This is a genomic window from Polaribacter gangjinensis (genome assembly GCF_038024125.1).
Taxonomy (GTDB): Bacteria; Bacteroidota; Bacteroidia; order Flavobacteriales; family Flavobacteriaceae; genus Polaribacter; species Polaribacter gangjinensis.
Genome location: NZ_CP150662.1, coordinates 488,703 through 501,458, shown reverse-complemented (window position 1 = coordinate 501,458; position 12,756 = coordinate 488,703). Strand labels below are relative to the sequence as shown.

The following is a 12,756-nucleotide window of genomic DNA, read 5'->3' as shown; positions in this document are numbered from 1 at the left end:
ATTGAAATCAGATTTTTTTACATACCAAGCTCAAACATCTCCTCATCCTTTGGCTATTGAAATTTCGCATGCAAAAGGAAGTTATATTTATGGAACTGATGGAAAAAAATACCTAGATTTTGTTGCGGGAGTTTCTGCGAATAGTTTAGGACATAATCATCCAAAAGTTACAGAAGCTATTAAAAATCAGTTAGATGCATATACGCATGTAATGGTTTATGGTGAATTTATTCAACAACCACAAGTAGATTTATGCAAGCAATTGGCTTCAACTTTTCCAATTGAAAATGCTGCTGTTTACATTACCAATTCAGGGACAGAAGCCACTGAAGGAGCTATTAAATTAGCCAAGAGAGTTACAAAAAGAGCTGAAATTATTGCCGCAAAACAATCATATCATGGAAATACGCAAGGCTCTATGAGTGTTTCTGGTGTTGAAAAACAAAACCAAGTGTTTAGACCTTTAATCCCTGGAATTCGATTTATTACTTTCAATGAAGAAGCTGAAATTCCGAATATAACTGAACAAACTGCTGCCGTAATTTTAGAAACAATTCAAGGTGGTGCTGGTTTTATAGCACCTACAAATGGATATTTTACGAAAGTAAAAAAGCGTTGTGAAGAAGTTGGCGCTTTATTAATTTTAGATGAAATTCAAACTGGAATTGGCAGAACAGGTACTTTTTGGGGATTTGAAAATTACGATGTAATTCCGGATATTATTATTACAGGAAAAGGTTTAGGAGGAGGCATGCCCATAGGCGCTTTTATAGCGTCTTTTGAGTACATGAGTTTGTTGAAAAATAATCCTAAATTAGGACATATTTCTACCTTTGCAGGACATCCAGTTATTGCTGCAGCTGCAAATGCCACTATGAATGAAATTCTGCACAGCAATTTAATGACTGATTGTTTGCGAAAAGAACAATTATTCCGAACTTATTTACAACATCCAGCAATTAAAGAAATCCGTGGAAAAGGATTGATGTTGATTGCGTTGTTAGAATCACCTGAATTAGCTGCAAACGTTATTTATAATTGCCTAGACAAAGGATTGATTTTATTCTTTTTGTTATTTGAAGGACGCGCTTTACGCATCACTCCTCCCCTTACAATTTCTGATGAAGAAATTAAGCTGGGCTGTGAAATCATTCTTGAAACTCTGAATGAAATAGCTTGAAATAAAAAACCTAATCTACTATTTAATAAGTGATTAGGTTTTTTTATATAAAGTATTTTTTCAAATAATTTTATTGCTATCTTCTGCTGTAATTTGGTGCTTCTTTGGTAATCGCAACATCATGTGGATGACTTTCTACAATTCCACTTGCAGTAATTCTTACGAATTTTCCAGTCTCTTTTAAAGTCTCAATGTCTTTTGCACCACAATAACCCATTCCTGCACGCAAGCCACCAATAAATTGATGAATACTTTCAAACAAATCACCTTTGTAAGGAACACGTCCAACAATTCCTTCAGGAACTAATTTCTTGATATCATCTTCTACATCCTGAAAATAACGATCTTTTGAACCTTGTCTCATGGCTTCAACAGAACCCATTCCTCTATATGATTTAAATTTACGACCTTCATAAATGATGGTTTCTCCTGGCGATTCTTTGGTTCCTGCTAATAGTGAACCTAACATTACTGAATCTGCACCTGCTGCAATTGCTTTTGGGATATCACCAGTATAACGAATTCCACCATCTGCAATCACAGGCACACCACTTCCTTTGATAGCAGCTGCAACCTCTAAAATTGCTGAAAACTGAGGAAATCCAACACCTGCAACCACTCTTGTAGTACAAATAGAACCTGGGCCAATTCCTACTTTTACAGCATCAGCACCTGCTGCAACCAAAAATTGTGCAGCTTCTGCAGTAGCAATATTACCAACCACAACATCTAAATTTGGGAAATGTTTTTTTACTTCCATCAATACTTTGGCAACTCCTGCTGAATGTCCGTGAGCAGTATCAATTACAATGGCATCAACACCAGCATTTACAAGCGCTTCTGTTCTATCTAAAGTATCTGCAGTAACTCCAACTGCAGCTGCAACCATCAATCTTCCAAATGAATCTTTATTCGCAATTGGTTTTTGAGTTACTTTAGTAATATCTCTAAAAGTAATCAATCCTTTTAAATGATAGTCTTTATCAACAATTAGTAATTTTTCGATTTTATTTTTTTGTAGAATGATTTCGGCATCTTTTAATGAGGTTCCAACGTCTGCAGTAATCAAGTTTTCTTTCGTCATCACTTTTACAATCGGACGTTTATCATCATGTTCAAAACGTAAATCTCTGTTGGTTACAATTCCTTTTAAAATTCCTGTTTCATTAACAATCGGAATTCCTCCAATGCTATGCTCACGCATATTGGCTTTTGCATCAAAAACAGTTGCTGTTAAAGGGAGTGTTACTGGATCTAGAATCATTCCACTTTCTGCACGTTTTACTTTTCTAACTTCTAAAGCTTGTTGTTCAATAGACATGTTTTTGTGCAAAACTCCTATACCTCCTTCTCTAGCCATAGCAATAGCTAAAGCTGCTTCTGTAACTGTATCCATAGCTGCCGAAACAATAGGAACGTTGATGGTAATATTTCTGGAAAATTTTGTTTGAATGCTTACTTCTCTTGGTAATACGCTTGAAAAAGCAGGGACTAAAAGTACGTCATCGTATGTTAAACCTTCCCCAAGAATTTTATTTTCGTGTGTCATGATGCAATTAAGATATAATTGCGTGCAAATTTACGATTTATAATTTGTTTTGAAAGGATTGTAAGGCTTTAATTTAAAAAGGGTAAATAATTTCATCAGAAAAACTTTACTATTCTTTTGATTTTATAATTTTTTGAATCAATAAGTTGAATTAATTACTTGTATTTACCATGATTATTATAAATATGTAAAGTGAATGTGTAATCAGCAGAAAGCATAAAAATTAAATTTTGACTTTTATATATTGATTATTTAAAAGTAGTTCTAAAACCTTTAATAGATTTATCTTTATTTGTTTTATCTTTTAATTTTAAAAACTTTAACACCATTTTAATTCAAGTAACTTATTTACTATCAAAAACTTCCGTTTTTTATTACTACATTAGTTTTTTAAAATAATCCTAATTTTTAGGGTTTAAAGAATACTTTATAAACAAACTAAAAAAGCATATTATGAAAAACGCCTTATTAATAGTACTTGGATTTTTAACAATGAGCACATTCTCTCAAAGCTATTTACTTTCGGATAAAAGTGCGGATAAAAATAAAATTGCAGATTTCATTAAAAAATCAATTAAAGAGCAAAAAATATCGGAAAATCCAGTAATTGTTGTTGACGAAAAAGTGTTGACTTCCAATGAATTGGATACTTTTAGCTTTTCTGATGAAGAAATTGTAAGTATCAGTATTGTATCAAAAGAGCAACCAATTCTTGATGTTCTGTATGGTGAACAAAGTAAAAATGGTGTTATTATGATTGTTACCAAAAAATATCAAAAAACCATTGATGATATTGCATCTAGAGAAATAGAAAAAGATAATGTACTTTATATTTTAGACGGAAAAAAAATCACAAAAAAAGAACTTTCTAAAATTGAAACTCATAAAATAAAATCGGTAAATGTTATCAAAAAACCTTCAGAAATTGCGAAATACACTTCTGATTCTTTTGAAGGAGTAATTATTATTGATTTGAAAAAATAGTTATTCCTGAGATAATTTTTCATCACAAATGAAACCTGAAGAAATAGCAAATCTTACAGACGAAGAACTGTTAGATGAATTTAACAAAATAAAGCCTTCTCCTATTTTTGATGCTTTTTTTATTGGCTTTATGATAGGCATAATCATATTTAGTGTTTCCAAAAATTCATGGGGTTTAGTTACATTGATTCCCGTGTTTTTGATTTATATATTTTTAAAAAAATCTAAAACTCATAAAGCATTATCAGAAGAATTGAAAAAAAGAAATTTATCTTCTAACAGCTAAAAAATTAAATTTCATCTGTCATCAAAAGATAATTTTGTCAAATGAATTTTTGATATTGGTAATTTTACTAAAAATCTTCACATAAATTCAAACTGTAAATATCGTTTATCAATCAAGATTTTACTACTTTTGAATCATGGAAAAATTGAACATTTTAGAAATCGAAGAACGATTGACGCATTTGGTTGATTGGGAATATTATGATGATGCTTTGCACACAGATTTTGAATTTGATAACTTCAAAGACTGTATGTCAGCCATGAACAGAATTGCTTTTGAGTGTGAAGCTTTGAATCATCATCCAGAATGGACAAATATTTACAATACACTTCAAATTACCTTAACAACTCATGATGCAGGTGGTGTAACTGATTTGGATTTTCAATTAGCGACTATTATCAATAAAATTGTAGAAGTTGAAGAAATTGATGAAGAAGAATAGCATATTACAAATCTGTTTTGGTTTTGTTTTATTTTTCATAATCTCAGGTTGTGAAAAAGATGATTTTTGTACTCAAAATCCGGTAACACCTAGATTGGTACTACGTTTTTATGACATAAATAATAAAACTCAACCTAAAGCTGTTGAATCATTATATGTTTGGGCTTCTGGTAAAGACAGTATTATAGTAAATCAATCTTTAGATTCTATTGCTATTCCATTAAATAGCATTGCCAATGAAACAATTTACAATTTCTCTAAAGGAAATATTGTAAATCAATTCACAATTTCATACTCTCCTTCTGAAATTTATGTTTCTCGTTCTTGCGGATTTAAAGTAAATTTTAACGATGTTATTTTCAACTCCAACAATACTTGGATTTTAGATTTCAATGCAACTACCACCACTATTAACAACCAAAATGCAGCACATGTTCAAATATTTCATTAGCGTTTTTGTGTTGTTTATGACTGTTGAAAGTTTTTCACAAACACAAAAAACAGACACTTTAAATACAAAGAAAGATTCCATTGTTTACAAATCACCTTTTGGTATTCGTATAGGAGTTGACATCAGTAAACCTATTAAAACAGCTGTGGATGGCAGTTATAACGGATTGGAATTTGTAGCAGATTACCGAATTTCAAAACGCATGTTTATCGCTACTGAAATTGGTTTTGAAGAAGAAAATACCCAAGAAGATTATACCAATTCTACCGCAAAAGGAACTTATATAAGAGCAGGATTCAATTTCAATGCGTATGAAAATTGGTTGGATATGAATAACGAAATTTTTCTTGGGATGCGTTATGGATTAAGCTTTTTTGAGCAAACCTTAAACAGTTATACTCCAAACGTAAATACCACTTATTTCCCTGCAAATCCAATACTTACCAATGAAACATCCAATGTAAATGCACATTGGACAGAATTTATGGTAGGTTTTAAAGTAGAAACATTGAAAAACTTTTTTATAAGCGCAAGTGTCTCTTACAAAGTTTTGATAAGTGTAAAAGAACCTAATAATTTCAAAACGCTTTATTCTCCGGGTTTCAATAGAATTTTTGATAGCGGAACAGGTTTTGGTTTCAACTATACGTTGAGTTATTTAATACCATTCACCAAAAAATAAGATTAGGTTTAATTTTTTTATTAAATTTATTGCCCAAATTATAAACACCTCATGAATACGATACCTAGTGTACACTTAGCTGATTTTTTGTCAGATGATCCAATAAAAAAACAAAAATTTATCAAAGAAATAGGAAATGCTTACGAAAACATAGGATTTGTAGCTTTAAAAGGTCATTTTTTAGATGATAAATTAGTCGAAGATTTATATCAAGAAGTTAAAAACTTTTTTGATTTACCTCTAGAAATCAAAGAAAAATATGAGATTCCAGGAATTGGAGGTCAAAGAGGTTATGTTTCTTTTGGTAAAGAAGCTGCCAAAGGTAAAAAAGAAGGAGATTTGAAAGAATTTTGGCATTTTGGTCAATATGTTGAAGACAATCCTGCTTTAGAAGCTGAATATCCTGCCAATGTTATTGTAGAAGAATTACCGAAATTCAATGAAATTGGTAAAGAAGCATACAAAATGCTAGAAAAAACTGCCAAATACGTGTTGCGAGCTTTGGCATTGCACTTAGGCTTAGAAGAAACTTATTTTGACAATTACATCAAAAATGGCAATAGCATATTGCGCCCTATTCACTACCCTCCTATTCAAGATGAGCCAAAAGGAGCTGAAAGAGCTGCTGCTCATGGAGATATCAATTTAATAACTTTATTGATGGGTGCTCAAGGCAAAGGATTGCAAGTGCAAAATCACAATGGTGATTGGATTGATGCCATGGCTGAGCCAGATGAATTGATGATTAATGTGGGTGATATGTTATCACGTCACAGTAATAATAAACTGAAATCAACCATTCATAGAGTGATTAATCCGCCAAGAGAATTGTGGGGCACATCAAGATATTCTATTCCGTTTTTTATGCATCCAATTTCTGATATGAAATTGAATGTTTTAGAAAATTGTATTGATGAAAACAATCCAAAACAATTTGAAGACATCACTGCAGGTGAATTTTTAGACGAGCGTTTACGTGATTTAGGATTGAAAAAATAATGGATTTAAAAGATCAATTGAAAAATTTATTTCCTGAACATATTGTTGAGGAAGAATCAGCCAATAAAAAAAATGATTTTTGGTGGCAAACTGAACCTTTAATTTGCAAGTATGAAAAACGAAAAGGAAAACCTATAACGATTATTGAGGGTTTTAATGGTTCATCAAACGATTTTAAAATTTTAGCTAAAGAAATCAAAACTTTACTTTCTGTAGGAGGAAGTTTTAAAGACGATGCAATCATTATACAAGGAGATTATCGTGATAAAATTATGAAACTACTTCAAGAAAAAGGATTTAAAGTGAAACGTGTTGGCGGATAAATTCTTCTAAAGTAATTAGAAATTCAAAAAAGTTAAAAAAGATTATGAAGGCATCAATTTTACACATTACTAATGGAGATAGTACTACTACTCATCTTAAAAAAATAGGCTTTTCTGGAGAATTTATAACTTGGCGTGAAATGCTTTGTGAAGGAAAAACAACTACGGATGTAGGAAGTGAAACTTTTTGGAAACATCGTTTCGATTTTTTAAAGACAGCCTATAAAGTTAACAAACAGACCTTTATTGAATTTACCTTAAAAGAATATAGAAATCTTTGTAAAAAGAAAGAACAAGACGAAATCGTTTTGTGGTTTGAATCAGATTTATTTTGTCAAATCAATATGTTGGCTGTGTTAAGTTGGATTAAAAGATACAGACAAGGTTATCAAATTTCATTGATTGGTGTTGGAATTGATGCAAAAAATCATAAAAACACTGGGTTTTCATTACTTTCAGAAGAGCAAATCAATTCATTCTATAAAAACAGAGTAACACTTTCGCAAGATGATATTGAATATGCAGATTATATTTGGCAATTGTATTGTTCTGATAGTCCTTTGCGATTAGAAACAGTTTATAAATTCAACCCAATGTCGCCATTTCAGCATTTAGCTACTGCAATTGAGGCGCATTTAAAACGTTTTCCATCCATAGAAAATGGATTAAACTTTGTTGAAAATAACATTTTAAAAACAGCGAATTCACATCAGTTTAAATCAAAAAGTGAGTTGATAACCAATCTTCTAAATGAAGATGAAGTTTATGGTTTTGGAGATTTACAATATGAAAATCACCTTAAAAATTTACACAAGCTTTTTTCATCTCTCAATCCTGTAAAAATTTCAAAAAAAGGAAAAGAGGTTTTAGAAAAGCAACTCAATTTTTACGGTCAAATTAGAAATGAAGATACTTATTTAGGTGGTTCAAAAAAATACAGTTTTTTATACCAATCTAGTTCACATAAGCTCTTACAAATTACTACATAAATGAGTTTAGAATCCTCAGAATTAATTTTAAATCCAGATGGTAGTGTTTATCATCTGAATTTAAAACCCAAAAATATTGCCACAAATATCATTTTGGTTGGTGATCAAGATCGTGTTGATAAAGTTACCAAACACTTTGATAATATTGAGTTTACAACCCAAAAACGTGAATTTAAAACCACTACAGGTAGCTATAAAAACAAACGATTTTCTGTAATTTCAACGGGTATTGGACCTGATAATATAGACATTGTATTGAATGAATTAGATGCTTTAGTAAATATTGATTTATCTACTAGAAAAATCAAAGAAAAATTAACACAACTCTCCTTTGTTCGTATTGGAACTTCTGGTTCGTTACAAGCTGATATTCCTGTTGATTCGTTTGTGTTGAGTACGCATGGTTTAGACATGACAGGTTTGTTGCATTCGTATCAAATCGAGTCTATTTCAAATCCAGAAATTGAAAATGCTTTTGTAAAACACACCAATTGGAGTGCTAAAAAAGCTGCTCCAATCATTGTTTCCAATTCACAAGAATTGGCAAACTCTCTAGCATCAAACATTGTTTTTCAAGGAATAACTGCCACAGCTGGTGGGTTTTACGGGCCACAAGGACGTGTATTGCGTTTGGCATTAGAAGATGCTACACTGAATCATAAAATTGATAGTTTTTCATTTGAAGGCAATAGAATTACCAATTTAGAAATGGAAACTTCTGCAATTTATGGATTATCAAAATTGCAAGGACACAGAGCTGTTTCCATGAATGCCATTATTGCCAACAGAGCCAATGGCACCTTTAGTAAAAATCCTTCAAAAGTGGTCGCAGATTTAATTTTGTACACTCTTGAAAAATTAACCGCATAAATGATTGATTTAAAAGTAGGTGGCGTTCCAGAGCATTTCAATTATCCCTGGTACATCACTTTAAAAAATAAAGAATATACCAAACAAAATATCAATCTTCGTTGGAAAGATTTTCCTGGTGGAACTGGAGATATGTGTGCTGCTTTGAGAGATGGAACTTTGGATATTGCCATTGTTTTAACTGAAGGAATTATCAAAGATATTGCTGCTGGAAATCCGTCAAAAATTGTACAAACCTATGTGAAATCTCCTCTAATTTGGGGAATTCATGTTGAAAAATCATCCAAATTTAAAAAAATGGAAGATTTAAAACATGCCAAAATTGCTATTAGCAGATTTGGTTCGGGTTCACATTTGATGGCAATTGTAAATGCTTACAATCAAAATTGGGATGTTTCTAAACTACAATTTGTAGAAATTGGCAATTTACAAGGAGGAATTGACGCTTTAAAAAACGGAACTGCAGATTATTTTATGTGGGAACACTTCACTACAAAACCCTTGGTTGATGAAGGTATTTTTAGAAGAATTGCAGACTGCCCCACTCCATGGACATGTTTTGTGATTGCAGTTCGTGATGAAGTTTTAGATAATAATTTAGAAGATGTAAAAAAAGTATTGAACATCATTAATGCAGAAATACTAATTTTTAAGCAAAGAGATGAAATTGCAACAACTTTAGCTTTAAGATATCAGCAAAAAACAACAGATATTGAAGAGTGGTTAAAAATAACTGAATGGAATGCAGGTAAACCAATAACCAAAAATTTAATTGCAAGGATTCAAAATAAAATGATTTCATTGAACGTTTTACAAGAGAAGAAAAACGCAAACGAATTCATAAAAAATATATATCTTTAAATCGTAAAAAAAGTATCCATGAAAAAAATTGTACTCATTGCCATTAGTGTTTTAGGAATCGTATGTTTTTCATCTTGTAGAAGTACTTCTTCTTCATGTGGTTTAGCAAATAATGTAGTGATTAACCAAACAACAATTCAACAAGTGAATGTATCATAACATCATTTGTTTCTTAACTTCAAATTCGATGAATCCGCTTTAAGCGGATTTTTTTATTACCACTTAATAGCAGATTTACCCATATTTTCGAGCATTTTATTTGTTTTCGAAAAATGTTTATTTCCAAACCAATATCCTCTATTGGCACTCAAAGGCGAAGGATGACCTGTGGTTAAAACACAATGTTTTTTTACATCGATCAACTTCATTTTTTGTTTGGCAAATCCGCCCCAAAGTAAAAAAACAACATGCATTTTTTCTTTTGAAATTTGTTGAATCACAGCATCTGTAAACGTTTCCCAGCCTCTTTTTTGATGACTTCCTGCTTCATTGGCTCTCACAGTTAGTGTTGCATTTAGCAGCAAAACTCCTTGCTTTGCCCATTTTTCTAGATTACCACTTTGTGGATATGGAACATTTAAATCAGCAGACAGTTCTTTAAAAATATTGATTAATGATGGTGGATGAGGAATGCCATCATGCACAGAAAAACACAAACCATTTGCTTGATTAGGTCCGTGATAAGGATCTTGACCAATAAGAACCACTTTTAAATCATCAAAACTACAATTATCAAACGCAGCAAAAATTTCACTTCCTTTTGGATAACAAGTATATTGCTTATACTCTGATTTTACGAACTCTGAAAGTGATTCAAAATACGGTTTTTCAAATTCTGATTGTAAAATATTTTTCCAACTATCCGCTATTTTTACTTGCATTGTTTCTTATTTTTGCAGGGATTTCAAAGATAACATTTTGGGTAAAAACATATCAGAAAAAACATTACAAGATTTAGAATTTTTAACGGTTTTAAAACATGTTTCCGCACATTGTATTTCTGGTTTAGGAAAAGAAAAAGTTCTTGAAATTAAACCTTTTTACTCCAGAAAAGCCCTTTTTAAAGAATTGCATTTGGTAAATGAGTATGTATCTTCTTTTCAGAATGACAACAGAGTCCCAAATCATGGTTTTGATGATATCACAGATAGTGTTAAAAGATTGGCTATTGAAAACAGTTTTATTGAAACAGATGCTTTTTTAAAAGTTGCCAAAACATCACTGACAGTAAATGAATTGATTTTATTTTTCAAAAAATTTCAATTACTATTTCCAACTTTTTTTGAATTGACTCAAAAAATAGAATTCTCTACTTATATCAATGATGAAATCAAACAAATAATTGAGATTTCTGGCGAAGTAAAAAACAATGCCTCTCCTGAATTGAAGCAAATTAGAAAAGATATCAATTCAATTCGCGGAAAAATTGGAGCAAGTTTTTCAAGCGCCTTATCCAAAGCAAATTCGGCAGGATATTTAGACGATATTAAAGAAACTGTAATTGACAATCAACGTGTTTTGGCTGTGATGGCAATGTACAGAAGAAAAGTGGAAGGTAGTTTGCTAGGAGCTTCAAAATCTGGCAGTATTGTTTACATTGCGCCACAAGCAACCTTATCATATTCGCGCGAATATCAAAATTTATTGTACGAAGAAAAGCAAGAAATCATTAAAATTTTACGTGATTTAGCAACAACAATTCGCCCATTTGTTTCACTTTTACAAGAATATATCGCATTTTTAACCCATTTAGATGTTGTTGGAGCAAAGGCAAAATATGCTCATCAACATCAAAGTGTATTGCCTAAAATTACTAAGACTAAAAAGATTTTCTTTAAAAATGCGTATCATCCTATTTTGTGGAAAAAGAATAAAGAAAATGGAATTGATACTGTTTCACAAACAATAACTTTACAAGAAAATCAACAAATTATTGTAATTTCAGGACCCAATGCAGGAGGAAAAAGTATCACTTTAAAAACAATTGGATTGCTGCAAGTTATGTTGCAAAGTGGGTTGTTAATTCCTGTGGATGAGCGTAGTGAATCATATATTTTTGATACTATCTTAACAGATATTGGAGATAATCAATCTATTGAAAATCAATTAAGTACTTATAGTTATCGATTGAAAAACATGCGTCACTTTTTAAAAAAATGTGATGAAAATACCTTGTTTTTAATTGATGAATTTGGCACAGGAACTGATCCTGAATTGGGTGGTGCTTTGGCTGAAATTTTCTTAGAAGAATTTTATCAGAAAAAAGCTTTCGGAATTATTACCACTCATTATTCTAATTTAAAAGTGTTGGCAAACGAATTGGAAAACGTAACCAATGCCAATATGCAATTTGATGAACGAACTTTAGAACCTTTGTATAAATTGTTTGTTGGTCAAGCAGGTAGTTCATTCACATTTGAAGTTGCACAAAAAAATGGCATTCCATTTAGTTTGATAAACAAAGCCAAAAAAAGAGTTGAAAATGAAAAAATACGTTTAGATAAAACCATTTCTAAACTACAACAAGAGCGAAATAGACTCCAAAAAAACTCAGAAAATCTTGAGAAACAAAAAGTACAGGAGCTTGAGTATTTAGAAAATTTACAACAAAAAGAACAAAAAATTCAAGAAAAATTAGAAGGTTTTCAAGAATTGTATGACAACAACCAAAAAATGTTGTCTTTTGGAAGAAAAATTAATGAATATTTAAACAAGTATTTTCAGACCAATAATAAAAAAGAATTGTTGGCAAATTTCAACAAATGGGTTGCAGATGAACGTGTAAAACATTTGAAAAAAAATCCTGAAAAGCCAAAAACAGTTTCTCAAAAACAGCAAGCCATCATTCATAAAAAAAGACAAGAAGAAATCATTCAACAAGTTGAAAATGAAGTCTTAAAAAAAGTGGTAAAAGTAAGAGAGGAAAAGAAAATTGAAGCTGAAAAAGTTGCCAAAGAAAAACAAAATTACCACTTCAAAATTAATGACAGAGTGCGAATTATCGATTCAAATTCTGTTGGAACGATCGATAAAATTGATAAAAAAACGGTCATTATCAATTATGGCATTTTTACTACAAAAACTAGTTTAGATAAATTGGAATTGGTAGAAAAAGCAAAGTAATTTCTTTTGGTAAATCA

15 protein-coding genes are annotated in these 12,756 nt (G+C 31.0%); 13 read left to right on the top strand and 2 right to left on the bottom strand.

Annotated elements, in window-relative coordinates; genetic code table 11:
• Position 1: 1 nt before the first annotated feature.
• Positions 2–1,180: an aspartate aminotransferase family protein gene (locus WHA43_RS02185; protein WP_105045529.1), complete on the top strand. Its 1,179-nt coding sequence runs from the start codon at positions 2–4 to the stop codon at positions 1,178–1,180.
• A gap of 76 nt (positions 1,181–1,256) precedes the next feature.
• Here the strand turns inward: WHA43_RS02185 and guaB are convergent, their stop codons facing one another.
• Entirely contained in the window at positions 1,257–2,732 is a 1,476-nt protein-coding gene (guaB, locus tag WHA43_RS02180; protein ID WP_105045528.1) for an IMP dehydrogenase, read from the bottom strand.
• Between the two features lie 450 nt (positions 2,733–3,182).
• Here guaB and WHA43_RS02175 point away from each other — a divergent pair, with 450 nt between their 5' ends.
• From WHA43_RS02175 to WHA43_RS02125, 11 genes are all read left to right on the top strand, one after another.
• Positions 3,183–3,713 carry a hypothetical protein gene (locus WHA43_RS02175; RefSeq protein ID WP_146104886.1) on the top strand — a complete coding sequence of 177 codons (531 nt, stop codon included), beginning with the start codon at positions 3,183–3,185 and terminating at the stop codon, positions 3,711–3,713.
• Positions 3,714–3,741: 28 nt separating this feature from the next.
• A complete protein-coding gene (locus WHA43_RS02170; protein ID WP_105045526.1) occupies positions 3,742–3,999 on the top strand; it encodes an FUSC family protein in 258 nt (85 codons plus the stop codon).
• A 136-nt stretch (positions 4,000–4,135) separates the two neighbouring features.
• Complete coding sequence (locus tag WHA43_RS02165; RefSeq protein ID WP_105045525.1) at positions 4,136–4,441, top strand: 4a-hydroxytetrahydrobiopterin dehydratase; 306 nt, start codon at positions 4,136–4,138, stop codon at positions 4,439–4,441.
• A complete protein-coding gene (locus tag WHA43_RS02160; RefSeq protein WP_105045524.1) occupies positions 4,428–4,892 on the top strand; it encodes a DUF6452 family protein in 465 nt (154 codons plus the stop codon). The genes WHA43_RS02165 and WHA43_RS02160 overlap by 14 nt, the downstream gene beginning before the upstream one ends.
• Entirely contained in the window at positions 4,873–5,574 is a 702-nt protein-coding gene (locus WHA43_RS02155) for a DUF6048 family protein (protein WP_170039497.1), read from the top strand. Before WHA43_RS02160 ends, WHA43_RS02155 begins: the two co-directional genes overlap by 20 nt.
• A 51-nt stretch (positions 5,575–5,625) precedes the next feature.
• Positions 5,626–6,573, top strand: coding sequence for an isopenicillin N synthase family dioxygenase (locus tag WHA43_RS02150; protein WP_105045522.1), 948 nt, complete (start codon positions 5,626–5,628; stop codon positions 6,571–6,573).
• A complete protein-coding gene (locus WHA43_RS02145; protein WP_105045521.1) occupies positions 6,573–6,896 on the top strand; it encodes a translation initiation factor in 324 nt (107 codons plus the stop codon). Before WHA43_RS02150 ends, WHA43_RS02145 begins: the two co-directional genes overlap by 1 nt.
• A gap of 44 nt (positions 6,897–6,940) precedes the next feature.
• Positions 6,941–7,885 (top strand): DUF1835 domain-containing protein, encoded by a 945-nt coding sequence (locus WHA43_RS02140; RefSeq protein ID WP_105045520.1) that lies wholly within the window; start codon positions 6,941–6,943, stop codon positions 7,883–7,885.
• The gene (locus WHA43_RS02135; protein WP_105045519.1) at positions 7,886–8,755 is read left to right on the top strand and encodes a nucleoside phosphorylase; all 870 of its coding nucleotides are present in this window, start codon (positions 7,886–7,888) and stop codon (positions 8,753–8,755) included. It abuts the gene before it with no gap.
• Positions 8,756–9,616, top strand: coding sequence for a substrate-binding domain-containing protein (locus WHA43_RS02130; RefSeq protein WP_105045518.1), 861 nt, complete (start codon positions 8,756–8,758; stop codon positions 9,614–9,616).
• Between the two features lie 18 nt (positions 9,617–9,634).
• Positions 9,635–9,775 carry a hypothetical protein gene (locus WHA43_RS02125; RefSeq protein WP_170039494.1) on the top strand — a complete coding sequence of 47 codons (141 nt, stop codon included), beginning with the start codon at positions 9,635–9,637 and terminating at the stop codon, positions 9,773–9,775.
• A gap of 56 nt (positions 9,776–9,831) precedes the next feature.
• Here the strand turns inward: WHA43_RS02125 and WHA43_RS02120 are convergent, their stop codons facing one another.
• On the bottom strand, positions 9,832–10,497 hold the full coding sequence (locus WHA43_RS02120; protein ID WP_105045517.1) for a uracil-DNA glycosylase: 666 nt from the start codon (positions 10,495–10,497) through the stop codon (positions 9,832–9,834).
• 37 nt (positions 10,498–10,534) lie between these two features.
• On the opposite strand from WHA43_RS02120, the gene WHA43_RS02115 reads away from it, so the two are divergent.
• A complete protein-coding gene (locus tag WHA43_RS02115; protein WP_105045516.1) occupies positions 10,535–12,739 on the top strand; it encodes an endonuclease MutS2 in 2,205 nt (734 codons plus the stop codon).
• Positions 12,740–12,756 lie beyond the last annotated feature (17 nt).

Bases quoted from the DNA above. Each gene is read 5' to 3' on its own strand.
- WHA43_RS02130 (WP_105045518.1), top strand. From the start codon at position 8,756: ATGATTGATTTAAAAGTAGGTGGCGTTCCAGAGCATTTCAATTATCCC.
- WHA43_RS02140 (WP_105045520.1), top strand. From the start codon at position 6,941: ATGAAGGCATCAATTTTACACATTACTAATGGAGATAGTACTACTACT.
- WHA43_RS02160 (WP_105045524.1), top strand. From the start codon at position 4,428: ATGAAGAAGAATAGCATATTACAAATCTGTTTTGGTTTTGTTTTATTT.
- WHA43_RS02150 (WP_105045522.1), top strand. From the start codon at position 5,626: ATGAATACGATACCTAGTGTACACTTAGCTGATTTTTTGTCAGATGAT.
- WHA43_RS02145 (WP_105045521.1), top strand. From the start codon at position 6,573: ATGGATTTAAAAGATCAATTGAAAAATTTATTTCCTGAACATATTGTT.
- WHA43_RS02155 (WP_170039497.1), top strand. From the start codon at position 4,873: ATGTTCAAATATTTCATTAGCGTTTTTGTGTTGTTTATGACTGTTGAA.
- WHA43_RS02125 (WP_170039494.1), top strand. From the start codon at position 9,635: ATGAAAAAAATTGTACTCATTGCCATTAGTGTTTTAGGAATCGTATGT.
- WHA43_RS02170 (WP_105045526.1), top strand. From the start codon at position 3,742: ATGAAACCTGAAGAAATAGCAAATCTTACAGACGAAGAACTGTTAGAT.
- WHA43_RS02120 (WP_105045517.1), bottom strand. From the start codon at position 10,497: ATGCAAGTAAAAATAGCGGATAGTTGGAAAAATATTTTACAATCAGAA.
- WHA43_RS02175 (WP_146104886.1), top strand. From the start codon at position 3,183: ATGAAAAACGCCTTATTAATAGTACTTGGATTTTTAACAATGAGCACA.
- WHA43_RS02165 (WP_105045525.1), top strand. From the start codon at position 4,136: ATGGAAAAATTGAACATTTTAGAAATCGAAGAACGATTGACGCATTTG.
- WHA43_RS02135 (WP_105045519.1), top strand. From the start codon at position 7,886: ATGAGTTTAGAATCCTCAGAATTAATTTTAAATCCAGATGGTAGTGTT.